20 protein-coding genes and 1 tRNA gene are annotated in these 25266 nt (G+C 67.0%); 10 read left to right on the top strand and 11 right to left on the bottom strand.

Annotated features, from left to right (window positions below):
• Positions 1-9 precede the first annotated feature (9 nt).
• The 4 genes from M2317_RS13990 to M2317_RS13975 are packed head-to-tail and all read right to left on the bottom strand — an operon-like array spanning position 10 to position 3465.
• On the bottom strand, positions 10-684 hold the full coding sequence (locus tag M2317_RS13990) for an SDR family oxidoreductase (RefSeq protein ID WP_120229415.1): 675 nt from the start codon (positions 682-684) through the stop codon (positions 10-12).
• On the bottom strand, positions 681-1706 hold the full coding sequence (locus M2317_RS13985; protein WP_429461121.1) for a zinc-dependent alcohol dehydrogenase: 1026 nt from the start codon (positions 1704-1706) through the stop codon (positions 681-683). Before M2317_RS13985 ends, M2317_RS13990 begins: the two co-directional genes overlap by 4 nt.
• Positions 1703-2563, bottom strand: coding sequence for a fumarylacetoacetate hydrolase family protein (locus M2317_RS13980; RefSeq protein ID WP_429461119.1), 861 nt, complete (start codon positions 2561-2563; stop codon positions 1703-1705). Before M2317_RS13980 ends, M2317_RS13985 begins: the two co-directional genes overlap by 4 nt.
• The gene (locus M2317_RS13975; protein WP_429461117.1) at positions 2560-3465 is read right to left on the bottom strand and encodes an SMP-30/gluconolactonase/LRE family protein; all 906 of its coding nucleotides are present in this window, start codon (positions 3463-3465) and stop codon (positions 2560-2562) included. Before M2317_RS13975 ends, M2317_RS13980 begins: the two co-directional genes overlap by 4 nt.
• Before the next feature lie 131 nt (positions 3466-3596).
• Here M2317_RS13975 and M2317_RS13970 point away from each other — a divergent pair, with 131 nt between their 5' ends.
• From M2317_RS13970 to M2317_RS13950, 5 genes are all read left to right on the top strand, one after another.
• A complete protein-coding gene (locus M2317_RS13970) occupies positions 3597-4781 on the top strand; it encodes an acyl-CoA dehydrogenase family protein (protein ID WP_429461115.1) in 1185 nt (394 codons plus the stop codon).
• A 22-nt stretch (positions 4782-4803) separates the two neighbouring features.
• A complete protein-coding gene (gene fabG / locus M2317_RS13965) occupies positions 4804-5550 on the top strand; it encodes a 3-oxoacyl-ACP reductase FabG (protein ID WP_429461170.1) in 747 nt (248 codons plus the stop codon).
• Entirely contained in the window at positions 5547-6002 is a 456-nt protein-coding gene (locus M2317_RS13960; RefSeq protein ID WP_429461113.1) for a MaoC family dehydratase, read from the top strand. Before fabG ends, M2317_RS13960 begins: the two co-directional genes overlap by 4 nt.
• A 67-nt stretch (positions 6003-6069) precedes the next feature.
• On the top strand, positions 6070-7596 hold the full coding sequence (locus tag M2317_RS13955; protein ID WP_429461111.1) for an AMP-binding protein: 1527 nt from the start codon (positions 6070-6072) through the stop codon (positions 7594-7596).
• Between the two features lie 47 nt (positions 7597-7643).
• The gene (locus M2317_RS13950; protein WP_429461109.1) at positions 7644-8300 is read left to right on the top strand and encodes a TetR/AcrR family transcriptional regulator; all 657 of its coding nucleotides are present in this window, start codon (positions 7644-7646) and stop codon (positions 8298-8300) included.
• Between the two features lie 17 nt (positions 8301-8317).
• On the opposite strand, the gene M2317_RS13945 is transcribed toward M2317_RS13950, so the two are convergent.
• The 6 genes from M2317_RS13945 to M2317_RS13920 form a co-directional block, all read right to left on the bottom strand.
• The gene (locus tag M2317_RS13945; protein ID WP_429461107.1) at positions 8318-10033 is read right to left on the bottom strand and encodes an IlvD/Edd family dehydratase; all 1716 of its coding nucleotides are present in this window, start codon (positions 10031-10033) and stop codon (positions 8318-8320) included.
• 1 nt (position 10034) lies between these two features.
• Positions 10035-12494, bottom strand: a complete 2460-nt coding sequence (locus M2317_RS13940) for a glycoside hydrolase family 2 protein (protein WP_429461105.1) — start codon at positions 12492-12494, stop codon at positions 10035-10037.
• Between the two features lie 151 nt (positions 12495-12645).
• Positions 12646-13482: an ATP-binding cassette domain-containing protein gene (locus M2317_RS13935; RefSeq protein WP_429461103.1), complete on the bottom strand. Its 837-nt coding sequence runs from the start codon at positions 13480-13482 to the stop codon at positions 12646-12648.
• Between the two features lie 229 nt (positions 13483-13711).
• Positions 13712-15928 (bottom strand): beta-glucosidase, encoded by a 2217-nt coding sequence (locus M2317_RS13930; RefSeq protein ID WP_429461102.1) that lies wholly within the window; start codon positions 15926-15928, stop codon positions 13712-13714.
• Positions 15929-16426: 498 nt separating this feature from the next.
• Complete coding sequence (locus M2317_RS13925) at positions 16427-16978, bottom strand: alpha/beta hydrolase (RefSeq protein WP_429461100.1); 552 nt, start codon at positions 16976-16978, stop codon at positions 16427-16429.
• 211 nt (positions 16979-17189) lie between these two features.
• Positions 17190-17281, bottom strand: a tRNA-Ser gene (locus M2317_RS13920).
• A 158-nt stretch (positions 17282-17439) separates the two neighbouring features.
• Between M2317_RS13920 and M2317_RS13915 the strand changes: the two genes are divergently transcribed.
• Positions 17440-18777 carry a BNR-4 repeat-containing protein gene (locus M2317_RS13915; protein ID WP_429461098.1) on the top strand — a complete coding sequence of 446 codons (1338 nt, stop codon included), beginning with the start codon at positions 17440-17442 and terminating at the stop codon, positions 18775-18777.
• Positions 18774-20675: a DUF6807 family protein gene (locus M2317_RS13910; RefSeq protein WP_429461096.1), complete on the top strand. Its 1902-nt coding sequence runs from the start codon at positions 18774-18776 to the stop codon at positions 20673-20675. Before M2317_RS13915 ends, M2317_RS13910 begins: the two co-directional genes overlap by 4 nt.
• Before the next feature lie 12 nt (positions 20676-20687).
• Here the strand turns inward: M2317_RS13910 and M2317_RS13905 are convergent, their stop codons facing one another.
• Positions 20688-21728: a M24 family metallopeptidase gene (locus M2317_RS13905; protein WP_429461094.1), complete on the bottom strand. Its 1041-nt coding sequence runs from the start codon at positions 21726-21728 to the stop codon at positions 20688-20690.
• 97 nt (positions 21729-21825) lie between these two features.
• Between M2317_RS13905 and M2317_RS13900 the strand changes: the two genes are divergently transcribed.
• The 3 genes from M2317_RS13900 to M2317_RS13890 all read left to right on the top strand — a co-directional run bounded on the left by M2317_RS13900 (position 21826) and on the right by M2317_RS13890 (position 25240).
• Positions 21826-22833: a LacI family DNA-binding transcriptional regulator gene (locus tag M2317_RS13900; RefSeq protein WP_429461092.1), complete on the top strand. Its 1008-nt coding sequence runs from the start codon at positions 21826-21828 to the stop codon at positions 22831-22833.
• 137 nt (positions 22834-22970) lie between these two features.
• Entirely contained in the window at positions 22971-24308 is a 1338-nt protein-coding gene (locus M2317_RS13895) for a Gfo/Idh/MocA family protein (protein ID WP_429461090.1), read from the top strand.
• The gene (locus M2317_RS13890; RefSeq protein WP_429461088.1) at positions 24305-25240 is read left to right on the top strand and encodes an NAD-dependent epimerase/dehydratase family protein; all 936 of its coding nucleotides are present in this window, start codon (positions 24305-24307) and stop codon (positions 25238-25240) included. Before M2317_RS13895 ends, M2317_RS13890 begins: the two co-directional genes overlap by 4 nt.
• Positions 25241-25266: the final 26 nt, after the last annotated feature.

Genomic DNA, 25266 nt, shown 5'->3' with positions numbered 1-25266 from the left:
CCGGGAGACTCAGTACGTGGCGCGACCTCCCGAGATGTCGTAGACGGCTCCCGTGGAGAAGCTCACGGAATCCGACGTGAGCCAGGCGATCAACTCGGCGACCTCGTCCGCACGACCGACTCTGCGCATGGGTATGAGACTCGTGATGTACTCGAGCACGTCATCTGCAGTGGAATCGTTCATGGGCGTCGCGATCACGGCGGGAGCGATGGCGTTGACCAGGACGCCGCTCGTGGCGAGTTCCTTCCCCGCGGACTTGGTCAGGGCGATCACGGCCGCCTTCGAGGCGGAGTAGACAGACAGGTTCGGGTTGCCGTCCTTGCCTGCCATACTGGCGATGTTCACGACCCTGCCCCACCCGGCGGCGGTCATCCCGGGGACGAAGGCGCGCATCATCGCCACTGTGCCGAGTACGTTCACCTCGAACGTGTGACGCCACTGCTCTGATGAGGTCTGCACGAGCGGCATGTTCGGCCCGACGACGCCGGCCGAGTTCACGAGGATGTCGACGGCTCCGACCCGCTCGGCCAGGGCAGCGACCTGTCCTTCATCAGTGATATCGATCACTTCGTCGGCCGCACTCGCACGATCGACGGTGATCACGCGGATACCGCTCGAACGCAGCCTCTCCGCTGCGGCAGCGCCCAGCCCACTCGCTCCTCCGGTGACGATGGCAGTTCTCATACTCGGCTCCTCATGCTCAGGTCGATCAGGGTCTTGGGTCCAGGCCCGGCATCCGGGACGGGCTCTCCGCGGAGGATGCGCGTAGCATCGTCGATCGCGACGAGCGCGGACACGAGAGGCCGCGGCTCGACCGATCCGTCCGCGAAGGCCGCTATGGCCGATGCGAGTCCTGCGGAGGCGCCGAGGATCCCGACGAGCGTGACATCCTTCAATGCAGCGGTGCGGGTATCGATCGTGCTGGGCGTTCCGGACAGGCCGACGAGCGCGACTCTGCCACCGGGTTCGACGAGGTCGAGCGCCAGACTCGGAAAGTGCGGCGCACTGGACGCATCGACCACGCCATGCCATGCCAGGTTCGGCAGAGTGTCAGCTGTCCATACACCGTCGAAGCCGAGCTCTGCAGCGAACTCGAGCGAGCGCCCCTTCCGCCCGAGCAGATGGACCTCGACGCCGCGTGCGCGCGCGAAATAGGCGCACAGCAGCCCGATCGTCCCCGGCCCGAGGACAAGCAGCCTCTCCCCCGCACTCACCGACGCTGCCGCGAAGGCACGCCAGGCGTTGCCCGCCGGCTCGATCAGCGCGGCGGTCACGTCGTCGATCCCGTCCGGGATCGAATACAGCGCAGAGACCGGCACGACAAGTCGCTCAGCCAGCGCCCCGGCCCATCCGCCGCGCACACCGATCTCATACCTCGCCGAACAGACATGATGCCGGCCAGCGAGGCAGCGTACGCACCGGCCACAGCCCAACATCGAGTCTGCCGTCACTCGCCTACCTACCCATGCGCCGTCAACGCCGGCGCCGACCTCGACCACGCGACCCGTCCACTCGTGGCCGATTCGCAGCGGATACTCGGCGTTGCCGTCGTGCAGGTAGGCCATTGAACCGTCGAACAGCTCCATGTCCGTTCCGCAGATACCGACAGTGGACACCTCGACCACGACCTGTCCCGCGTCGGCCACAGGATCGGGAACCTCTTCAACGCGCCCCGCTCCGGGTCCGCTGATGACATAGGCCCTCATCGCGGACCGATGACGCGCTGCCGCTGCCGCCCGAGCCCCTCGATGTGCACGTCCATGACGTCCCCTTCCCGCAGCCACACCTGCGGCGAGAACCCCATGCCGACGCCCGGTGGCGTGCCGGTGTTGATGAGATCCCCGGGTTCGAGCACCAGGAACTGGCTGATGTAGTGAACGATGAAGGCGGGATCGAAGATCATCGTCGAGGTCGATCCGCTTTGCCGACGCACTCCGTTGACGTCGAGAGTCATCGCCAGGTCGAGCACGTCGGGCACCTCATCCGGCGTCACCAGCCAAGGACCGGCCGGGTTGAAGGTCTCGGCGGACTTGCCCTTGAGCCACTGTCCGCCGCGCTCCATCTGGAACGCGCGTTCGCTGACGTCATTGACGAGAACCCACCCCGCGATGTGCTCGTTCGCCTCCTCAGCGCTGGAGAGATAGCTCGCTCGTCGACCGACGACGATGCCGAGCTCGACTTCCCAGTCCGGCTTGGTCGCGCCACGCGGGATGCGCACGTCGTCGTCAGGCCCGATCAAGGTGTTCGGGGACTTGGTGAAGAGAATCGGCTCGTCCGGCACGGCCTGTCCCGTCTCGGCCGCATGATCGCGGTAGTTCAGCCCGACGCAGATGATCTGATGCGGACGGGCGATAGGTGCGCCGAGACGCTGCCTCCCTAGATCCCGCTCCTCACCAGCTCGGCGCCGCTCCTCGACGAGTGCGCCGAGACTCGCGAGGCGGCCGGAACCGAAGAACTCCTCATCGAAATCGTCGACCACGTCGGAGAGATCGACATATCGCGTCGTCGAAGTGAGGGCGGCAGGGCGCTCGCTCCCGGGATCACCGATACGAATGAGCTTCATGATGCACCTTCCTTGGGTGTGGGCCCGCGCCACGTCGCCACGGGCGTTCCTGGTATCGACAACCGCACGGAGAAGAGGGCTCCCGAAGCCGGGAACCGGTCGAGATCCGCGTCGGTCAGATCATGACGAGCCGTCGTGATGACAAGAGTGCGAAGGTCATCGCCCACAAAGCACGCGCTGGACACATGAGGCGCAGGAACTTCGATGACGGCATCCTGCCTGCCATCGCTGCGGTAGCGCCGCACCTGAGCGGCACCCCATACCGCGACCCAGACTCCACCCTCACTGTCCGTGCAGAGCCCGTCCGGAATGCCGTCGACATCTCCGACGAAGACTTCGCGCGGGCCGGTGGCCCCCGTGGCGGGATCGTACTCACGGACGACGACGATCCGTCGCAGCGAATCGACGCTGTACATCCGTCGCCCGTCGGGGGACCACGCGATTCCATTGGACAGAGTGAGATCGTCGTCGACCACCGTCACTGCTCCGTCGCCTTCGATCCGCACCAAGGTTTCGGACTCCGAAGGCTGATCCAGCGCCAAGGTGCCGAGGAACAGGCGCCCCCGGGGGTCGACCGACATGTCGTTGATGCGACGACCGGACGCCGGGTCGAGGACACGACTGAACGGCCGACGCCTCCCGTTTCCATCCATAACAGTGACGCCATGCGCCTCGGCCACCACGAGTTCGCCGCTTGTAGAAACGACTACCGCACCCACAGTGTTTGAGAAGCTCTCCGTGCGATCGAGAGTGATTCGACCCGAGTCGAGCACCCGTCCGCTGTGAACGAGTCCGGATTGGATGTCGACCCAGTGGAGGGCGCGAGCGCGAGCATCCCAGTACGGGCCCTCGGAGAGCACACCGCTTTCCTCAGTCGCACGTATCGCGCAGAAGACGTCCATTCGACTCCTAAAAACCACCCAGCTGTACATATTTAGGTTACAGTCATTCCTGACGTCGGTGTCACACGCCGACGAACCGCCTCATCGTCGAGTCCCTCCCGCTGCTCGACACGACAACGGACAGGACGCACATGACTCCCCATACGACGACGGATCCGTCCGACTTCCTCGGTTTTCGCTCTCTTCTCAGCCAGGGCGAGCAGGAACGGCTGCGATCCTTGCGAGATCACCTCGATGCGCACGTGCGCCCGATCGCCGACGAGTACTGGGAACGCGCGGAAAGCCCCAAGCACCTGATTCCCGGGCTCGCCGCACTCGGCCTGTTCGGAGCAGCGTTCGAGGACGAGCGAGAGTTCGACAATTCAGCGCTATTTCGAGGCTGGGTCTCCTACGAGCTGGCGCGCGCCGATGCCTCGACGTCGACCCTCATCGGTGTCCACAGCGGTCTCGCCATGACCTCGGTGGCCTTCGGCGGCTCCGATGAGCAGCGCGCACAATGGCTGCCCCGTATGGCGCGCGGTGAGATCATCGGCGCGTTCGGTCTCACCGAGCCGTTCTCGGGCTCGGACACGAGCGGCGGCCTTCGCACGACCGCTCGGCGGGATGGAGATACGTGGGTGCTCGATGGCGCCAAGCGCTGGATCGGCAACGGGACTTTCGCGGACATCGTCGTGATCTGGGCTCGCGATGTCGCGGACGACAGGGTGCGCGGGTTCCTCGTCTCCGGCGACTCTCCCGGCTTCACAGCGAGCAAGATCGAGCGCAAGATCGCGTTGCGCTCGGTGGAGAATGCCGACATCACGCTGGACGGCGTCCGGGTGCCGGACGAGCGCCGCCTGCAGCGCATCGACGGTTTCAAGGATGTTGCCCGCATCCTTCGCGCAACCAGGGCGGATGTCGCCTGGCAGGCGCTCGGAAACGGGGCGGCGGCATACGAAGCCGCCGTCGAGTACACGCGAACACGGGAACAGTTCGGGCGGCCCATCGCGTCCTTCCAACTCATTCAAGCCAAGCTCGTCACGGCCGCCGAGCACATCGCCGCATCCGTCGCGGTGTGCACGCGCATCGCCCAGCTGCAGGACGAGGGAACGCTTAAGGACGAGCAATCGGCTATGGCGAAGGCGCTGGTCGCCGACCGCATGCGCACCACCGTCGCCCTGTGCCGCGAAGCTCTCGGCGGGAACGGCATTCAACTCGACTACGGCGTGGCCCGCCCCTTCGCCGACGCTGAAGCGATCTACACATACGAGGGAACGAACGAGATGAACAGTCTCATCGTCGGCCGTTCGATCACAGGTATCCCCGCGTTCGTGTGACGTGGGAGAAGGAGAGAGCAGAATGAAGACAGCCATCGTCACCGGCGCGGCACGTGGAATCGGCGCGGCCACCGCTCAACGCCTCGCCGCCGACGGGTTCGCCGTCGCCGTCGTCGACCTCGATCAGGCGGCGTCCGATCATGTCGCGGAGGGCATCAGCCGCGCGGGAGGACAAGCCCGCGGATTCTCGGCCGATGTCAGCGACGCGGCGAGCGTAGACGCAGCGGTGGACCTGATCGCCGAGACGCTCGGCGCCCCGCAAGTGCTGGTGAACAACGCCGGTGTACTCCGCGACAATCTCTTGTTCAAGATGTCCGACTCCGACTGGGACACCGTGGTATCCGTGCACCTACGCGGGAGCTTCCTGATGACGCGTGCAGCCCAGCAGCACATGGTCAAGGCGGGCTGGGGGCGGATCGTCAACCTGTCCAGCACGTCGGCACTCGGCAACCGCGGCCAGGCGAATTATTCGGCTGCGAAGGCAGGACTGCAGGGCTTCACCAAGACCCTCGCTGTGGAGCTCGGACCGCTCGGCATTACGGCGAACGCCGTGGCGCCCGGATTCATCCAGACCGACATGACACGGACCACCGCCGAGCGGATGGGTCTGACCTTCGATCAACTGATCGAACACCAGGTCGCGCTGATCCCCGCAAAACGCGCCGGCGTCCCCGAAGACATCGCGGCGGCGGTCTCCTTCTTCGCGCGGGACGAGAGCTCCTTCGTCAACGGGCAGGTTCTCTACGTGGCGGGCGGGCCGCACGGATGATCAGCGCCGGCTCTCCCGACGCTCTCGCCGCCGCCGTCGGCAGCAGTGCGACCAGCTCGTGGCTCGATGTCACGCAGGCGCGCATCGATCTGTTCGCCGAGGCCACCGGCGACCGCCAGTGGATCCATGTCGATCAGGCGCGCGCCTCAGAAGGCCCCTACGGCACGACCATCGCGCACGGACTACTCACCCTGTCGCTGCTGCCGGAGTTCCTCGCCGAGGTGATGAACGTCGGGAACACTGCGGCGGTCGTCAACTACGGCGTGGAGAGCGCACGTTTTCTGACACCGGTGCCGCGCGACTCGCGCCTGCGCTCGAAGGTCACCTTGACCGATGTCAGTTCGGCCGCGCATGGCATCCGAGCGACCCTGCATCACGACGTCGAGCTCGATGGGTCTCAGCGCCCCGCGCTCGTCGCCGACACAATCTTGCTGTTCGTCCCCGACGCCTGAACACCCTCTCGAAAGGAACTCGATGATGAGTATGACCTTCCCGCCCAGCGGATCAACCTTCGCCACCATGTCAGTCGCGAACATCCTGTCCGACACCGCGACGCGCCAGGGCGAACGTCCTGCCGTGCACTTCGCCGGCACCACCACCACATACGCGCAACTGTGGGAGGAGACCCGTCGCTACGCCGGGGCGCTGCGCGGTCTTGGAATCACGGTCGGCTCACGTGTCGCCCTCATGGCACCCAACGTTCCTGATTTTCCACGGGCGTACTACGCCATCCTCTCGCTCGGCGCGATCGTCGTACCCGTGCACCCGCTCTTCAAGACCGACGAGATCGCCTTCGTCCTGCGCGACTCCGAGGCGGATCTGCTCATCGCCGCGGCGCCGTTCCTCGCCGATGCCGGAGCAGCAGCTGCTGCTGTCCAGGTTCCGCTGACGACCGTGCTGCTCCCCGAGGGTGCAGCCCCCGGGGTGCCTCGTCTGGAGGCGCAGGCTGTTGACGCGACGCCTCTGGACGAGATCACACTGATGCACCCGCTCGCCCCGGCGACGATTCTCTACACGAGCGGCACTTCGGGAACTCCGAAGGGTGCCGTCTCCTCCCATCTGTCCATCATCGAGCAGGTGCACTGCGCGCTCATCGACTCCCTTGAGCTTCGCGTCGACGACGTCCTCTTCGGTGGCTTGCCGCTGTTCCACACCTTCGGCCAGACCGCCGTCATGAACACCGCCTTTCGCCGGGGCGCCTCGATCGTGCTGTTGCCACGATTCGAGGCTGAGGAAGCGCTGGCGCTCATGCACTCTCATGACGTCACGGTGCTGTGCGCGGTCCCCACGATGTTCATCGACCTTCTGCGCGCGGCGGACGCCGCCTCGTCGAAGCCACATGTCCGGCTGGCGATCTCGGGCGGGGCGGCGCTGCCGGCCGTCATCCACGACCGCTTCCACGACTCCTTCGGAGCACGGATCCACGAGGGATACGGGCTCACCGAGACGAACCCGGTCGTCTCGTTCAACCGCGCCGATGAGATGCCGCATCCCGGCACCGCGGGCCGGCCGCTGTGGGGAGTCCAGGTCGCCATCGCAGACGCGCTGATCGAGGAGAGGATCGTGCTTCTCGACGACCCGGCGGCGGTCGGGGAGGTCGTCGTCCGGGGGCACAATCTGTTCAACGGGTACTTGAATGCACCGTCCACCACGGCCGCTACCGTGGTGGACGGCTGGTTCCGCACCGGCGACCTCGGCGTGATCACGGACGGACTGATCACGATCGTCGATCGCAAGAAGGACATGATCATCCGCAACGGGTACAACGTGTACCCGACCGAAGTCGAGAACGCCCTCGCCGCACACACGGATGTACTGTCCGTGTCCGTGTTCGGTGTCTCGGACGACAGGACGGGACAGGAGATCCACGCAGCGTACGTTCTTCGCGACGGCGCCGAACTCGGCGAGGACGCCTTGATCGAGTTCGCCAGGGAGCACATCGGATCACATAAGTACCCCCGGATCGCACACCGCGTCGATGCTCTGCCGCTCGGCGCGAGCGGCAAGGTCCTGCGCCGGTCGCTCGTCGACCAGTTCGGCGGCTGAGCCGCACGCACATCGTCAGCTGAGTCCATCTGGACGAGAATGGACCTATGAGTCGGACTGACATTCCTTCCGCGGCCGGGGCCCCAGTGCCCTCGCGGCCCACCGGCCCCGGAAGCCGCGGGACCTACGCGAAGACCGAGGCGCGGCAGAGGGCGATCGTGGAGGCGGCGATCGAGATCTTCTCTGAGTCGGGCTTTCGCGACGGGTCCCTCCGGGATGTCGCAGAGCGGGCCGGGATCACGCACGCCGGCATCCGTCATCATTTCCCAACAAAGGTCGATTTACTCCAGGCGGTGCTCCGTCAGCGCGAACGCGACTCGATCGGGAAAGGCGACCGGACTCGCGTGGACGGCGCAGAGGCCGTGGATGCCTGGATCGATGCCGTCGCTGAGAACGTCGGGAATCCGACCCTCATCGAGCTCGAGTTCGTTCTGGCGGGCGAGGCGACCTCGAAGGATCATCCCGCACACTCTCACTTCGCGCGTGCGTACGGCAAGAGCGAGCAGATCCTCCGACGCGCGTTCGACCTGATGGGAGAACGCGGACAGCTACGAGACGGTGTCGACCCGGCATTGGCCGCCCGCTCGTTGCTCGCATCCACACTCGGAGTGCAGACCCTGTGGTTGCGCAACCGCGACATCGATATCGGCGAAGTTCTCCGAGCCCAGTTCGGCGTCCTGCGGAAGTCGCCGAACTCCGACTGAACGCCCGCGACACACCCTCAATGGGACTCGCGGCTCACTGCGGGTCCGCTCGAACCCACGAGGAAGTCAAGGTCGGCACCGGTATCGGCCTGCTGCACGTGGTCGACATATAGCCGCTCCCACCCCCGGCGCGGCTTCGCGAACCCGTCGCTCGTTTCTGCGTCGACCACTCTTGTGGCCAGCTCGGCCTCCGAGACCTCCAGATCGAGACGCCGCGCACGGACGTCGAGAGAGATCCAGTCCCCGTCTCTCACCAGTGCGAGCGGACCGCCTGCCGCTGCTTCGGGCGTCACGTGCAAGACCACGGTCCCGTATGCGGTTCCGCTCATGCGTCCGTCGCAGATGCGCACCATGTCACGGACACCGCGCTCGAGCAGCTTCCGGGGCAACGGCATGTTGGAGACCTCCGGCATGCCGGGATACCCCTTCGGGCCGCACCCCCGCAGCACGAGAACGGAATCCTCGTCGACCACGAGACCGGGATCGTCGAGCCTGGCATGCAGATCTTCGATGCTGGAGAAGACGACGGCACGCCCACGATGCTTGAGAAGCCGGGGAGAGGCCGCTGCGGGTTTGATGATCGCCCCACCGGGAGCCAGCGACCCGCGCAGGACCGCTATTCCGGCACTCGGCTGAAGAGGAGAATCGCGTGGCGTGATGACATCGGCATCCCAGATGCGTGCATCGTCGAGGTGGTCCACGAGAGGGCGTCCCGTGATGGTCAGCGCACTCGGATCGAGCAGATCCTTCACTTCTCGCAGAACCGCCAGGAATCCGCCGGCGCGATGGAGGTCGTCCATGAGGTGCACGCCCGCGGGCAGCAGGTTCACGAGCAGCGGCACATCAGCCCCGATGCGGTCGAAGTCGTCAAGCGTCAGATCGACACCCAACCGGCCCGCGATGGCGAGCAAGTGGACGACCGCATTCGTGGACCCACCGATGGCGGCGAGCGCGACTATCGCGTTGTGAAAGCTCGCCTTCGTCAGGAAACTGCTGGGCGTGCGCCCTTCGGCGACGAGCTCCACGGCGAAGCGTCCGGAGTCATGCGCGGCTTCGAGGAGTCGGGCATCGGGTGCCGGTGTTCCCGCCAGGCCGGGAAGGACCGTGCCGAGAGCTTCAGCGACCAGAGCCATCGTCGAGGCGGTCCCCATCGTGTTGCAGTGCCCCTTGCTGCGAATCATCGAGGACTCCGATCGTCGGAACTCGCTCTCGTCGATCTCGCCGGCACGCACCTCCTCACTCAGGCGCCACACATCGGTGCCGCAGCCCAGCGGCCGACCCCGGAAGTGTCCGGTGAGCATCGGTCCACCCGGCACCACGATCGCGGGGAGGTCGACCGAGGCGGCGGCCATCAGCAGGGCAGGGATTGTCTTGTCGCACCCCCCAAGAAGCACGACGCCGTCGATGGGATTCGCCCGGAGCATCTCTTCGGTCGCCATCGCCGCCATGTTCCGCCAGAGCATCGCTGTGGGACGGACCTGAGTCTCGCCCAGCGACACCACAGGAAGCTCGAGAGGAATGCCGCCTCCCTCGTAGACACCATTGCGCACCGACTGCGCGACCTCGTTCAGGTGCGCATTGCATGGGGTGAGGTCGGATGCGGTGTTCGCGATGGCGATCTGAGGGCGGCCCGAGAAGTCGCCCGGCACACCTCGCCGCATCCACGCGCGATGGATGTACGCATTGCGATCATCACCCGAGTACCACTGCGAACTTCGAAGCGATCCACTCATCTCAGGCCTCCTCCGCCAGATCGGGTTCCATCGCCGACGCCCGTATTGTGACCTCGACGGCTCCAGCGGTCTCGCTCACCGCGCGGACCCGGATCTCGCCGGCCGCCATAGGGCGGACGATCGCCAGGAGCCGCCCCTGGAAGGTGCGATGAGTATCGGACCCGAAGGGCTCCACATCGTCGGGCTTCGCACTGGACAAGGCGACGAGCTCTGCGGGGCCTTCAACCTCCACCCGGACGCTCTCGCTCCCGTCCACCGCCAGCGTGCCTGCGTCATCGCGAAGATCGAAATGCACGTAGGCGAGGTCGGAAGGATCAGCAGCGATCTCTTCGCGCTCAGCGTGTGCTCGGAGCATAGGGAGCCCGTCAAGGCTTCGAATCGCTGAACGCCCGGCCTCCTCGCCCGCTCGGAATGCGACCGCGACGAGCTCCCCGCGGCGGTATTCCGTCTCGAAGCGCGCGATGAAACCGCGGACGCCTTCATCAGGCTTCGACACGGGAGCACGCCCCAGACTCGCACCGTCCAACAGCAGTTCGATCTCGTCGGCGTCGGAGTAGACGTCGACCGTCACCGGAGACGCGTCCGGCACCTCCCACGCCCAGCTGGAGAGGACGTCGTCCCACGACCATCGACTCTTCGTCAACGTTCGCCCATGACGTTGAGGCCGGTGCACCGCGATGAACGGCTCGACGCGTAGGCCCCAGACGACTTCGCGCCAGAACGAGATCGGACGGCGGACGCCGTTGATGTCGATCGTGCCCGCTTGCGACAGCATCCAGGGATACGGCGATGACATGCCCGTAGGCGGCAGCGGATCGTCGTCGTAGTGAGCTCGCCCGGTTCCGGCTTCGCCGACATGGTCCCACGCGGTCCACGCGAAGTCCCCGATGACGTGAGGATGCTTCTTCACCAGCGCCCACAGCCTGTCGAGCCTCCCGGGGAATGTCTCGGTGCCGACGATGATGCGCTCCGGGAACAACTCTGCGTCGGAGTCGTAGCGGGTTTCCCCGTAGTTGATGCCGGCGACATCCACCTGCGCGTGAGCCTCCTCGGTGAGTCGAGTGACCGCCTCGGAGGAGTTCACCGCGCTGGAACCATCAGCGGAGAGCAGGGCGTTGAAGTCGAAGGGAACGCTGTGGTCGCGGGCTGTCACGGCCGAGTCGATCACCGATACGAGGCCGTTCACGGCATTCGTCGTGAGGCGAGTCGGGTCGAGCTCGCGCACCTTCTCGGCGAGCTTTCGCCCGATGACGGCCGCACCGGGTCGACCGATCTCGAGAATCTCGTTGCCGATGGAGTACATGAACACGCTCGGATGATTGCGTCCCGCCACGACCAGCGCCTCGAGGTCGCGTTCCCACCAGTCCCCGAAAGTCAGAGACGAGTCGTACGAGCTCTTGCCCGTCATCCAGACATCGGAGAGCTCGTCCATCACGAGCAGTCCGATGCGGTCGCACGCGTCGAGGAAGGCACGGCTGATGCCGTTGTGGGCACTGCGGACGGCATTGAATCCTGCAGCCTTGATCCGTTCGGCCTTTCGATGCTCGGCCCGATCGATCGCCGCCGATCCGAGCGGGCCGTTGTCGTGATGGACGCATCCGCCACGGAGCTCGATGGATCGACCATTGAGGCGCAGACCTCGCACCGGGTCGACGTCGATTGCGCGGATACCGAAAGCCGTCGCGTCCTCATCGAGCACTGTGTCGCCTTCGCCGAGCAACGCCGTCTCCATGCGGTATAGCGCCGGATCGTCGAGGTCCCATAGCCGCGGCTCGGCGATCCACTGCCGCACCCGCACCAGCGCGGTCTCACCCGGCAGCACGGTCGCGGGAACCGATCGTTCAACGACGATGACGCCATCTGCATTCGACACGCGTGCGCGCACTCGCACCGAGCGCGTGGTCCTGGATTCGTTGCGCACATTGATCGCTGCGTCGACTGTCGCCAGAGTGTCGTCGATCGATGGCGTCGTGATCACGACACCATCGAGCGGGATGTGAACAGTATTCCCGACGGCGAGGTGAACGTTGCGATAGATGCCGACTCCCGTGTACCAGCGAGAGTCCTGCTGGGCTCGCGCCTCGACGCGGAGAGTGTTGTCCTCACCGAAACGGAGGTAGGGATCGAGCACAGCGGCGAATGGGCTGTATCCCGATGGTCGCTGCGCCACGAGATTCCCGTTCAGGTAGACGACGGCGTCCCGATAGACGCCTTCGAATTCGAGGATGACGGAGCGCTCCCGCCACTCGAGAGGAGCCGTGAATTCCTTCTCGTGCACGACGTGCGCTCCGGGGTAGTAGCCGGAGTGGCTGCCGTTGGCACTGGCCGGATCCCGCGGCAGGTCGCGCATCGCGTCGTGCGGAAGGACGATGTCCTTCCGGGGTGCCGGTGCGACCACGGCGGCGAACAGGTGCTGCGCGGGTGCAACCGTCCACCCTCGGTTGAAAGGCTGCCTAATCATCATCGATCCTTCCGCGCCTACGACCCGTTCATCGAGCTCGCGCCTCCGCCATGCTAACGCAAAACCACCCGAATGGATGGTTTTACTCTTCGGGATCGGCTCGGGCCATGAGTTCACCCGAAGATAGGAAGCATTCAGATGCGAACACTCATCAGTCCCGCCCCACGCCGAGCACGAGATCGCGCCGCTGCTGACGCCGCTCTCGCTGCACGTCAGGATCCGATACGGGGGCAGCGAGGAACAGTCGTTGCGTGTAAGGGTGCATGGGCGCCGACGTGACCTGATCGCCGCTGCCCGTCTCCACGATCTCGCCGCGGTGCATCACAGCGACGCGGTGGCTGATATGTCTGACCACCGAGAGGTCGTGGGAGATGAACAGATAGGCCACGCCCGCGCGCTCCTGGATCTCGATGAAGAGGTCGAGCACTCGCTCCTGGGTCGACAGATCGAGCGCGGAGACGGGCTCGTCGCAGACGATCACTCGCGGGTCGAGCGCGAGAGCGCGGGCTATTGCGATGCGCTGCCGCTGACCGCCGGAGAACTCGCGTGGCAGCCGACTGCGAGCCACGCTGGGCAAACCGACTCGATCTAGAAGATCGAGGACCTTCGCCCGCGCGTCCTTCTTGGAGGCCCCTGCCGCAGCGAGCGGCTCGGTGAGAATACTCTCGATCGTCATGGAGGGGCTCAGCGACGAGTACGGATCCTGGAAGACCGCTTGAATCTCGCGCCCCAACTCACGCCGCTCCGCACGACGCAGGCGGGTGATGTCACGTCCGTCATACACGATCGAACCCGCCGCCACCGGAGCCAGCCCCAGAATCGCTCGGCCCAAGGTCGTCTTGCCCGACCCGGACTCGCCCACCAGGCCGAGCGTCTCTCCAGCTCTCACTTCGATCGACACCCCCCGAAGCGCCTGGAAGGGCTTTGCGCGGACTCTCTTCGACCGGTACTCGACCTCGAGGTCGCGCGCCTCCAGAACCGGATTCATCTCCTGTCCGATCGAGGTCTACGCCCGCATAGAGCGTGATTCACGACGCGAGCAGGACCACTCGCCGCCTCTCTCCATCGGAACATCGTCGCTCCATTCCTGTCACCATCGACCGGGCCAGCACCCTTGCACCGAACTGTAGCCCAAAACCACCCAGCTGGGCGCCATCGGTCGCCGTGAGATCCGCAGATATCACGGCGACCCCATCTCGCGGCAGCTCCGGCAGTGATCAGCCCTGCCGGCGCGTGCGCGCCATGAGTCGCTCGAAGGTCTCCGGGGGTACGGAGTCGCGCAGGGTGTTGGCTATCTTCTCCATCGGCAGCGTCCCGATTCCGCGAAGGATATGCGGCTGGGTCACCAAACGCAGCCGGTCAGAGTCAACCTCATCGAGCAGAACCGGACCGATGATCGGGTGCTCGACCCACTCTGCGAGGGTCGACCATAACGTCAGCTCACGGACTGTGTCGTCTCCCGTCAGCTCGATCGGGTGCTCGGCGATCACCGTCTCGCTGTCCGCACCGATCTGTACGGCGTAGCTACCGGGCGTCACCACCCACTCGCCCTGCTCCACGTCCCAATACGCGAAAGCGCGCCTGTCCAGGGCGAGCTCGACCTGCGTCGACGCCCCTGCGGCCAGCATCACCTTCTTGAAGGCACGCAGCTCGCGCAAAGGCCGCTGGACCTCGCCGACGCCCGTCGCGCCGACATAGATCTGAACGACGTGCGCGCCATCCCGTTCGCCCGTGTTGGTGACGGTCAGTCGCACGATGGCAGTGTCTGCTGACGTCGCCTGAACGGAGATCGCGCTGGTCTCGAACGTCGTGTAGCTGAGCCCATGGCCGAACGGATAGCGCGGGGTGCGCCCAAGCGTAGTGAAAGCTCGATATCCGACGTGGAGGCGCTCACCGTAGAGCACGTGCCCGCGCTCGCCAGGGAAGTTCACGGTGCTCGGGTGATCCTCGACCCGATACGGGATCGTCTCAGCGAGCTTGCCCGACGGGTTCACCACCCCGTAAAGCAGATCAGAGATAGCGCTGCCCCCGGCCTGCCCCAACAGAAAACCCTCGAGGATCGCGTCGACATCATCGTGCCAGCCTTCGAGGGCGACCACGCCCCCGTTGGAGAGCACGACGACGGTCTTCACACCGGTGGCCGCCACGCTTCGGATGAGGTCCCCCTGCGCTGCCGGAAGCTCGATCGTCTCTCGATCGAACCCCTCGGACTCCTCCGCCTCAGAGAGCCCTGCGAAGATCACCGCCACCTCCGCCGATGCCGCGAGGGCGACGGCGGCATCTCGCAGCGCAGCGTCGGACTCACTGCCGTCGAGGGAGTATCCGGGCTCGAACCCGAAGCCGCCTTCGGCAACCTCCGCCACGGCATCGAGGAAGGAATCGATCCGCGTAGCGCGCACATGCGAACTCCCACCGCCCTGGAAACGCGGCGCGCGCGCGAACTCGCCGATCACAGCGACCCGCGCAGACGGCTCGAGCGGAAGCACGCCATCATTCTTCAGCAGAACAGCACATTCGGATGCGACCTGCCGGGCCAGAGCGTGATGCTCGTCGAAGTCAACGCTCACGCGTTCGACATCACGCCATTCGCTGAGGTTCAGGACCCGATCGACGGCAGTATTCAGCTCCACCTCCGAAAGGGCGCCGACAGCGACAGCCTCCGCGACGATCGGTGGCGTGCGCCCTTCAGTGCCGGGCATCTCCAGATCCAACCCGGCGGCGACCGCCGCGGGCGTGTCATGGACAGCACCCCAGTCCGAGATCACCGCGCCGTTGTAGCCCCACTCGCCGCGAAGCAGATCCGTGAGCAACCACCGGTTCTGGGAGCTGAAGACGCCGTTGATCTTGTTGTACGAGCACATGACCGTGGCCGGCTGCGCTTCCTGGACGATTCGCTCGAAGGCGGGGAGGTATATCTCGCGAAGGGTTCTCTCATCGACGTCGGCGCTCACTCGCATCCGATCCGTCTCCTGATTGTTCACCGCGAAGTGCTTCACCGAGGCCCCCACTCCGTGAGCCTGGAGCGAGTTCACGTAAGCAGCTCCGAGCACACCAGACAGAAGCGGATCCTCGGAGAGATACTCGAAGTTTCGACCGCACAGCGGCGACCGCTTGATGTTCACGCCGGGACCGAGAACGATGTCGACCCCCAGCATGCGAGCTTCGCGTGCGATAGCCCGCGCCACTCGCGCTACGACCGACGAGTCCCAACTGGAACCGAGGGCGACCGCCGGCGGAAAGCACGTTGACTCCTCACTCGGAGTGAGTGCGAAGTTGTCTCCCCCCGCGCCCTGAGCGCGAAGACCGTGAGGTCCGTCCGAGAGCTTCACCGTCTCGATGCCGCGCTCGGCAATAGCGAAGGTGTTCCATGGCCCGACGCCTGTGACCAGATGGGACTTCTGTTCTGTCGTCAAATCCTGTGCACGAACGTTCATCTGTCTTCTCCTTCAGTGGTTGATGATCGGGAGCATGGCAATGACGTTGCTCCTCGGTGCCGGAAGCCAGTGGCCGACCCCGCCTCCTGGGCACAACTCCTCCAGGTCAGCGACAGAGAGAGCGGAGCCAGAGGACGTCGCAGAGTTCGTGTCTCCACAGTCGCTCGCATCGGCGTGGCGGCTCACAGGCGGATCCTCCTTGACCCTGTCTTAACATCTAAGTCAACTGAGATTTTAAATCTATCACAGCTCTGTTCCGCGCAGTTTGGGCCTCACCACCATCTCGCGCATCCGCGGTCGGCGCCGTTTCCGCGATGTCGCCGACCGGCTTCGCACAAGACCCAGAGGCCGGCGTCGTGGTTCGCACCGACCGCGAGGAAGGCGTGTTGATTTGGAGGGGTCGCTCTTGAGCGCGCGCAGAGCATAAGTGCCGCTCTCCGTGCGAACGAAATCGGCGAGGTCCGCGGGCGGGCGTCAGATGTCCTCGCTCACAGAGCGTCAGTAGTGGAGCAGGAGCGAGCGGTCAATCACGCCGGCCAGCCAGTTGCTGAACTGCGGCGCGAATCGCTCAGAGTCCGTGCCGGGCCGGCCGAGACCGAACCCGCGATCCCCCGACTCGAAGAGCTGCATCTCGACCGGCGCTCCCTCCTCGGACCAGAGACTTTCAAGCGTCTTCGCGTCGGACACCGTCGGGTCGGGTTCGGCCGCTGCAAGAGACATCGGTACCCCCTGCGGCCGGATGCGCGCAGTGCCGTCTACGAGGATTCCATACACGGACGCGGCGAAGTCGGGACGATCTACCGCGTCGGTGTTCTCCAGCACACGAAACATCGCTATAGCCCCAGCGGAGAATCCGATCATCCCGACGCGGTTCGAGTCCACCCCGAACTCGGCCGCACGATCGCGGATCACATGCAGCGCTTGCGTCGCATCCGCTGCGGCAACTGCGATCGACGGTTCCATCCCCGCGATCACCTGCCCGACGAGGAAGGGCAAAGCTCGCCCCAGTGGGGGCGTCTGCACGCGGTACTTCAGGACGAACGCGGTCACGCCCTGACCGGCAAGGTACTACCCCGTGTCTACTGCCGGATCAGGGGCGATGACAGTCACGGTGGGTTCGAAAACATGCGACTGGCGTCCGCGGAGAGCGAATCACGAAACTCCGCACACTCCACGTACACATTTGGCCCGGAATCAGGAAGCGTACGCCACGCGGGGGAGGGACCAGCGCTCGGAAAATGAGCTCCGACCAGGAGGTTTCTGGCGGAGACGGAGGGATTTGAACCCTCGGTCCCCTTGCGAGGACTCCACCTTAGCAGGGTGGTGCACTAGGCCTGACTATGCGACGTCTCCATGCGTTCCACCGTGGCGAGAACGCGTCATGCCATCATAACCGCTCCAGAGAGTCACGACGAACCGCCGCCGCGTTCCCGCAGGGTAAGCGCTTTCCGCTATGCTCGAAGGCGCCACGATCGTGCCACAGCCGCCACATCATCGGAACGGAAGAGGACATGCCCGAACCCCGCGTCATCAACGACAACGGAGCCTGGTGCTGGTTCCAGGACGAACGCGCTCTCATCGACCCGGAGCAGCGAGTCCTGGTCGTCGGATCCGTCCCCGCTCCCGAGGGGCCCGGCGGTGAAGCCCGCGCCGGCAACATCGAGCTCACGGTCGCCGACCTCGAAAGCGGCGCCTCGCAGGTCGTCGTCCTGCACGAGCGCCTCGAGACCGACGATCATGACGTCCCCGCCCTCTGGCGCCGCCGCGACGGACGCTGGCTCGCCGTCTACGCCAAGCACAAGACGGACAACCTGACCCGCTGGCGCGTCAGCGAACCGGACGACCCGACCCGATGGGGACCGGAGCGGACGTTCGACTGGACCGAGCTCACCGGCGGCACGGGCGTCACGTACTCGAACCTCCACGAGCTCGACGGACGCCTGTACTGCTTCGCCCGCGCCGTCAACGACGACCCCTGCGCACTCGTCTCGGATGACGAAGGCGACACCTGGACGTACGCGGGCAAGCTCTTCACCCGCCCCAAGGTCGGCTACGTCAACGGCTACACCCGCTACGTCTCCACGGGCAGCCGCATCGACTTCGTCACCACGGACCACCACCCCCGCGACTACGACAACTCGATCTACCACGGCTACCTCGCCTCCGGTGCCCTGCACGACAGTTTCGGCAACGTCATCGCAGACCCCGCACCGAGCGACGACGCCCCCTCCCAGGTCGAGCTCACGACGGTCCTGACGGCGGGCTCGGAGGGTCCGGAAGGCGTCCGCATGCACGCCTGGACCACCGACATCCGGCGCGCTCCCGACGGCACGATCGCCGCCGTCCTCACCGCGCGCGTGAACGACGACCTCGAGAACGATCCGGATCGCAACCACCCCGTCCGCGACATCCGCTTCTACGCCGCCCGCCTCTCCCCCGGCACCGAGACCTGGCAGCTCGTCGAACTCGCCGAAGCCGGCGGCGGCCTCCTCCCCCACGAGCAGGACTACACCGGTCTCGCCGCCATCGATCCCTATGACATCGACTCCGTGTACATCTCCACTCCGATCGACCCGCGCACACACGAGCGGCTGGAGCACTACGAGATCTTCCGCGGCACGACATCGGATGCCGGCATCACCTGGTCGTGGACCCCGATCACCGAGAACTCACCGCACGACAACCTGCGTCCGATCGTCGCCCCCGGCGACGCGACCCGCATCCCCCTGCTGTGGTTCCGCGGCGAGATGACCGCCTCTCAGCACTACCGTTGTGAGATCGTGCTGCTCGACCAGCCGCGCGCCGCCACCGCCACCGCCACCGCCGACACCGCGAAGGAAACCGCATGACCACCGTCCTCCTCGTCGGCGCCCACGGCTACGGCAGCGTCCACCTCCGCAACCTCGAGCGCCTCGGCGACCGCGTCGAGCTGGTCGGCCTGGTCGATCCCAAGGGCGGCCCGACCGAGGGCTTCGGGTCGGCCACCCCGAGTTGGCAGAGCCTGGACGACGCGCTCGCCACCGGCATCCATCCGGATATCGTCATCGTCGCCACCCCGACCAACACGCACTTCGCGCTGGCCGCCCGCGCCCTCGAGCACGGCAGCCACGTCTACCTCGAGAAGCCGCCCGTCGCGACGATGGAGCAGTTCACCGAACTGCTCGCGCTCCAGGAGCGCACCGGCCGCGCCATCCAGGTCGGTTTCCAGAGCTTCGGCTCGCACGCGCTGACCGAGATCGCGGACCTGGGCGCCGCGACCTCCGTCGCCACCTGGGCGAACTGGAGCCGCGAATTCGCGTACTGGAACCGCTCGGCGTGGGCGGGCAAGCGCACCCTGAACGGCCAGCCCGTCGTCGACGGCGTCCTCACGAACGCGCTCTCGCACGCCGTCGCGACCGCGCTGCACATCGCCGGCGCGCGCCGCCGCGAGGACATCGCCCGCATCGAACTGGAGCTCTACCGCGCGAACAACATTGAGGCCGACGACACCTCGAGCGTCCGGATCACGCTCACCGACGGGCGGATCGTCTCCGCCGCCCTCACCCTCGCCGGCCCGGCGCAGGACCAGCCGCTCATCGAGGTGCGCACGGCATCCACCGACGTCCTGTTCTCCTACACCGACGACGTCATCACCTACTCGGACGGCCGCGTGTCCCGACCAGGACGCATCGAGCTGTTCGAGCAGTTCCTCGACCACCTCGAGCACGGCACCCCTCAGCTGTCGGCGCTCGTCGACACCGGTGCATACATGGCGGTGCTCGAGGCCGTCCGCACGGCTCCGGACCCGGTGAAGATCCCGGATGCCGCGACCACCACGCTCGACACCATGATCGTCGTGGACGACATCGGCGACTGGGTGCAGCGCACCGCGCGCGCCGGCGCCCTGTTCAGCGAGGTGCGCGCTCCGTTCGCACCGGAGTCCGCGGACGGCGCCACGGACGAGATCGCCCTCGGCGACGCCGTCATCGCCGTCCGAGACGACGGGTCGGCCGTCACCCCGACATCCGGGCCGCGCCCGTTCCTGCACCCGGTGCGCACACGGGCCGGCGTGGTCGTGACCGACGCGCACCCCGCCGACCACGACTGGCATCTCGGCGTCTCCGTCGCGATCCAGCACGCGGGGGGCGTGAACTTCTGGGGCGGACCGACCTACACGCGCGATGCCGGTTACCGCTGGCTGAACGATCATGGCCGCATCGCGACGACCTCGTTCGAGCGCACCAGATCCGGATTCAGCTCGACGGCCGACTGGCTCGCGCCGGACGGCACCGTGCTGCTGCGCGAGGCGACGACGTGGCGGTTCCGGGAGGCATCCGATCCTCGGTCCTGGGCGTTCCAGACCACGACCGCGCTCACCGCGGCGTCCGGCCCGATCGAGCTGGGAAGCCCCGGATCGCACGGTCGCGCAGGCGGAGGGTACGGCGGGTTCGCCTGGCGCTTCCCCGACGCCTCCGACGTCGATGTGCGCACCGCGGACGCATCCGGAGAGGATGCCGTGCACGGCCGCGTGTCGGACTGGATCGCCTTCAGCGCCCGCTTCCCCGACGGCGAGGCGACCGTCGCACTCGCCTCGGAAGACCGGCGGCCCTGGTTCGTGCGCGTGACCGACTACCCCGGCATCGGCTCGGCCCTCGCCTGGGATCAGCCGGTCATCCTGGACGCCGGCGAATCCGTCGCGCTGTCGTTCCGCGGCGTCGTCGCCGACGGTCGGCTGACGGATGCCGAGGTGGCGGCACTGCTGGCCTGACCGCTTCCGCCGTCACGCGTACGGCAGCGCCACCGGTCGGTCCAGCCCGTCGACGACCATCGCCGGCCAGCGCTCGTCGAGCGTGAGCACCTCCCAGCCCTCCGGCGTGCTCAGCAGCGTGTCCTCGACCTTGACGCCCTGCGCGGTCGGGTTCCACGCGAACGCCTGCCACTCGGCGAGCGCATCGGTCGTCGCCGAGGTGGCCCGCGGATCGCGTCCGGCGTAACCGGTCGGACCCCCTTGGTGGTGCCGCTGCCACTCGTCGGCGGCGAACCCGTTCGCGGCGTATCCGGCGATGCCCTCCGCGAACGCCGCGTCCAGGGCACGACCGGGGACGGACGCGTCGAGGAACGCGCGTTCGACGGCGAGGATGCGCTCGTCCGCGGCATCCGCACCGACCCAGCGGGTGATGTTCGCGATCAGGCCGTGCCGGCGCCCGCACACGACGACCATGGCCCGCTCCCCCAGCGGGGCCGTGGTCGGCAGCGGATGCCGGAATGCGAGCCGTTGCGCTCCGGATACCAGGATCACGAGCGGATCGATCCCTCGCGCCACGAGTCCGGCCGCCACGGATGCCGCGATCTCCTGCTCGGTGTGATCCGGGGCGGCTCCCGCCAGCACATCGGTGAGCACCTCTGCGGCGTCGCGCCCGAGGGCGCGGTACCGATCGCGCTCTCCCGGCAGCAGCGAAGCGCGGGCTGCTCGGAGCTGCGCCGCGACGTCGGACTCCGGCATGCCGGGGCCGGCCGCCAGCGCGGCTTCGGCCGGCGGCGTCTGCCACGGCACGCGGACGATGCGGTCCGCATCGACAGGCAGCAGCTCCTCGGCGATCAGACGATCGGCCTCGTTGGCGGCGACGAACAGGGTGTCTCCGGCATCCTCGACCCGGACCGCGAGCACCGGCGGGCCCGCGAGCGAGACGTGCGTGCGGACGCCGTCGAGATACCAGGACACCGCCTCGTGCGAGGTCAGCACCAGTGCGCCGCCCGTTGCGGCGCGGACGCGCGCCAGCCTGTCCTGCTTGACCTCGCGGTCGTGCGTCGATCCCGACATCGCGATCGATCCCCTCTGTCCGGAAACGTTTTCTCACACGATAGTCGCTAATATGGCCAGGGTCGCGCCAGCCGCGTGGACGACGCGAACAGAGGGGATGCCGATGAGCCGTCAGGCACCGCGCACTCGGATCACCGATGTCGCGAAACTCGCCGGCGTCTCGCTGTCGACGGTATCGCGCGCCATGAACGACAACCCGACCGTCGACCCCGCCCTGGTGGAGCGGGTGAAAGCGGCGGCCGCCGAGCTCGGCTACACCGCGAACCCGCTCGCCCGCAGCCTCGTGCTCGGGCGCACACAGACGGTCGCGGTCGTGGTGCCGGATCTGGAGAACCCGACCTATCAGGCGATTCTCCGTGGTCTCAGTCGGGCCGCATCGAGCGACGGCTATCACGTGCTCATCGCCGATTCGATCGAGGATCTCGAGAACGAGCGAGCACTCGCCAAGACGACCCGGCTGCGCACCGACGGCATCATCCTGTGCGCTCCGCGCATGCCGGAGGATGAACTGCAGGGGCTGCTGCCCGACCTCGCCCCGGTCGTCGTCATCAACCGTGCTCCGCAGGCGGAGACCCCCGTCGTCGCGGCGGACTACGGAGCCGGCCTGCGCGAGATCATCGACCACCTCACGGGCCTCGGACATCGCCATCTCGTGTACCTCGCCGGCTCACAGCGCAGCGCCTCCCACCGCGCGCGCCAGGAGGCGATCACAGCGGCCATCGCCGAGGACCCCGACCTGCGGGTCGACGAGATCCCGACCGGCGTCGACTTCGATAGCGGTGTCGGGGTCGCCGGCCAGGTGCTCGCGTCCGGCGCGACGGGCGTCCTCGCGTTCAACGACCTGGTCGCGATGGGCCTGCTCTCCGCGATGCGCTCCCGCGGCGTCGACGTGCCCGGTCGGATCTCGATCGCCGGATTCGACGACATCCCGTTCGCGGCGAACGCGTCACCGCCGCTGACCACGGCATCCGTTCCCACGGCCGACCTCGGCGCGCACGCCTGGCAGGCGATGCACGAACTTCTCGAGGGCGGAGAGCCGGTCGCCGTCACGACGGTCGTGCCTGCGCTGGTGGTCCGCGAGACCACCGCGGCCCCGCCCGCCTGACCCCTCTCCGCGAGACTTGCTTTGCGGGGTGAGACTTACCTGCGCTGGCCAAGCCTCACCCCACAAAGCACGTCTCGCGGACTGAGGGCTGTGCTACGCTCGAGAAAACGTTTCCTGAGATGTCTTGAGATGAGTGGATGACAATGACGCGCTACGCCATCGCGGGTGCCGGTCACCGTGCCCAGATGTATGTCGATGCGATCATCGGCGAGCACAGCGACCGCGCCGAACTGATCGCGATCATCGAGCCGAATCCGACGCGGGCGCAGTACTACGTCGACCGCATCACGGACGCCGGCGTCGCCGCGCCGCGCACCGCCGGTCCCGAAGCGCTCGAGCAGATCATCCGCGACGAGCGCATCGACCGCGTCATCATCTGCTCCCGCGACGATCTGCACGCCGAGCTCATCGTCCGCTCTCTCGAGGCCGGTGCCGACGTCGTGGTCGAGAAGCCGCTGACCATCGACGCCCAGAGCGCCGCCCGCATCGAAGAGGCCGTCGAACGCACCGGCCGCCAGGTCGTGCTGACGTTCAACTACCGGTACTCCCCGCGCAACAGCGCGCTGCGTCAGCTGCTGCAGGACGGCGAGATCGGCGAGATCACCTCGATCGACTTCAGCTGGATGCTCGACACCAAGCACGGCGCCGACTACTTCCGCCGCTGGCACCGTCAGAAGGCCAACTCGGGCGGACTGCTCGTGCACAAGTCCAGCCACCACTTCGACCTGGTCAACTGGTGGCTGCGCTCCGAGCCTCGCCGCGTCTACGCCTCCGGTGGCCTGCGCTTCTACGGCGCCGAGAACGCCGCCGTCCGCGGCATCACCGACCGCCCGGCCCGCGGCACGCATGACGGCGGCGACCCGTTCGAGCTCGACCTCCGCGACGACCCGCGCCTGAAGGCCCTGTACCTCGAGGCCGAGCAGCACGACGGCTACGTCCGCGACCTGGACGTGTTCAGCGAGGGCATCACGATCGAGGACAACCTCGCCCTCATCGTCGACTACGCCTCCGGCGCCACTCTGTCGTACTCGCTGAACGCGCACTCCCCCTGGGAGGGCTACCGGGTCGCCGTCAACGGCACGCTCGGCCGCGCCGAGCTCGAGGTCGTCGAACGCGGAGCCGTGCTCGCCGAAGAGGGCCTGCACCCGGTGCTCGATCCCAGCCTGTCCGGATCGGATGCCGCGCCCACGCTGCGCCCCGAGGGCGAACGCCTGATCGTGCAGAAGCACTGGGAAGCCGCGCGCGAGGTGCCGATCGTCCGCGGCGAAGGCGGCCACGGCGGCGGCGATGCGCTGCTGCTGTCCGACGTGTTCGTCGGCCCGGCCGATGACCCTCTGGCCCGCCCGGCGGACTGGAGCGACGGCATCCGTTCGATCGCGGTCGGCATCGCCGGCAACCGCTCGCTCGAGACCGGTCTGCCGGTCCAGGTCGCCGACCTCGGCATCCATCTGCTCGAAGGCGCGGTGCGAGCATGAGCCGCATCGTCGTGACCGGAGGCGCCGGCAGACTCGGCCGCAGCCTCGTCACGGGCCTCGCCGGCTTCGGCCACGAGATCGTCTCGCTCGACCGGATCGCAGCGCCCGAGCTGGAGCAGGACGGCATCACGCAGGTCGCCCTCGACCTCTCCGATGCGGATGCCGCGGCATCCGTCCTCGCTGGCGCGAAGGCCGACGCGCTGATCCATCTCGCCGCGATCGCCGTGCCGTTCAGCGCACCGGAGGACGTCATCATGCGCACCAACGCGGGGCTGGCGATCTCCGTGCTGCACGGCGCCGTGCGGGCCGGCATCCCGAAGATCGTCGCGGCATCCAGCCCGACCGTGCTCGGCTACGGCTGCCCGACCGGCTGGAGCCCCGACCGGCTGCCGCTGGACGAGGACACCCCGACCCGGCCGTGGAACGCGTACGCGCTGTCGAAGCTGCTCATCGAGGACACCCTCGGGATGCTGCAGCGCCAGACCGGCGACGCCACCCGCTTCGCCGCGTTCCGCCCGTGCTACGTGATCGCCCCGGAGGAATGGGCAGGGGCCCTGACCCAGCAGGGGCACACCGTCCGGGAGCGACTGGACGACCCGGCGCTCTCGGCACCGGCGCTGTTCAACTACGTCGATGCGCGCGATGTCGCCGGCTTCGCGGACACGCTGCTCGCCGGCATGACCGAGATCCCGAACGGCGAGGTGTTCTTCGTGGGTGCGTCGGACGCCCTGGCCCGCGAGCCGCTCGCCGACCTGCTGCCGCAATTCCACCCGGGCACCGCAGGAGCCGCGGCCGAGCTGACCGGTACGCGCCCGGCGTTCTCGATCGCCAAGGCCGAGCGGCTTCTGGGGTGGCGCCCGCAGCACGACTGGCGCACTGAGCTCGGCGAACGCGTCCCGGTCGCAGAAACTGTCGCTTCAGCTCGCTCTTAGCAGCAGAATTCGCGACCCGAACATCC

Source organism: Microbacterium sp. ZKA21, assembly GCF_050434165.1.
Taxonomy (GTDB): Bacteria; Actinomycetota; Actinomycetes; order Actinomycetales; family Microbacteriaceae; genus Microbacterium.
Note: the sequence above shows the minus strand (reverse complement) of the source record. Positions and strands in the feature narration are given on the sequence as shown.

Bases quoted from the DNA above. Each gene is read 5' to 3' on its own strand.
- M2317_RS13895 (WP_429461090.1), top strand. From the start codon at position 22,971: ATGACAATGACGCGCTACGCCATCGCGGGTGCCGGTCACCGTGCCCAG.
- M2317_RS13985 (WP_429461121.1), bottom strand. From the start codon at position 1,706: ATGAGGGCCTATGTCATCAGCGGACCCGGAGCGGGGCGCGTTGAAGAG.
- M2317_RS13930 (WP_429461102.1), bottom strand. From the start codon at position 15,928: ATGAACGTTCGTGCACAGGATTTGACGACAGAACAGAAGTCCCATCTG.
- M2317_RS13935 (WP_429461103.1), bottom strand. From the start codon at position 13,482: ATGAATCCGGTTCTGGAGGCGCGCGACCTCGAGGTCGAGTACCGGTCG.
- M2317_RS13940 (WP_429461105.1), bottom strand. From the start codon at position 12,494: ATGATTAGGCAGCCTTTCAACCGAGGGTGGACGGTTGCACCCGCGCAG.
- M2317_RS13890 (WP_429461088.1), top strand. From the start codon at position 24,305: ATGAGCCGCATCGTCGTGACCGGAGGCGCCGGCAGACTCGGCCGCAGC.
- M2317_RS13955 (WP_429461111.1), top strand. From the start codon at position 6,070: ATGTCAGTCGCGAACATCCTGTCCGACACCGCGACGCGCCAGGGCGAA.
- M2317_RS13915 (WP_429461098.1), top strand. From the start codon at position 17,440: ATGCCCGAACCCCGCGTCATCAACGACAACGGAGCCTGGTGCTGGTTC.
- M2317_RS13990 (WP_120229415.1), bottom strand. From the start codon at position 684: ATGAGAACTGCCATCGTCACCGGAGGAGCGAGTGGGCTGGGCGCTGCC.
- M2317_RS13905 (WP_429461094.1), bottom strand. From the start codon at position 21,728: ATGTCGGGATCGACGCACGACCGCGAGGTCAAGCAGGACAGGCTGGCG.
- M2317_RS13970 (WP_429461115.1), top strand. From the start codon at position 3,597: ATGACTCCCCATACGACGACGGATCCGTCCGACTTCCTCGGTTTTCGC.
- M2317_RS13945 (WP_429461107.1), bottom strand. From the start codon at position 10,033: ATGAGTGGATCGCTTCGAAGTTCGCAGTGGTACTCGGGTGATGATCGC.
- M2317_RS13910 (WP_429461096.1), top strand. From the start codon at position 18,774: ATGACCACCGTCCTCCTCGTCGGCGCCCACGGCTACGGCAGCGTCCAC.
- fabG (WP_429461170.1), top strand. From the start codon at position 4,804: ATGAAGACAGCCATCGTCACCGGCGCGGCACGTGGAATCGGCGCGGCC.
- M2317_RS13950 (WP_429461109.1), top strand. From the start codon at position 7,644: ATGAGTCGGACTGACATTCCTTCCGCGGCCGGGGCCCCAGTGCCCTCG.
- M2317_RS13960 (WP_429461113.1), top strand. From the start codon at position 5,547: ATGATCAGCGCCGGCTCTCCCGACGCTCTCGCCGCCGCCGTCGGCAGC.
- M2317_RS13975 (WP_429461117.1), bottom strand. From the start codon at position 3,465: ATGGACGTCTTCTGCGCGATACGTGCGACTGAGGAAAGCGGTGTGCTC.
- M2317_RS13980 (WP_429461119.1), bottom strand. From the start codon at position 2,563: ATGAAGCTCATTCGTATCGGTGATCCCGGGAGCGAGCGCCCTGCCGCC.
- M2317_RS13900 (WP_429461092.1), top strand. From the start codon at position 21,826: ATGCCGATGAGCCGTCAGGCACCGCGCACTCGGATCACCGATGTCGCG.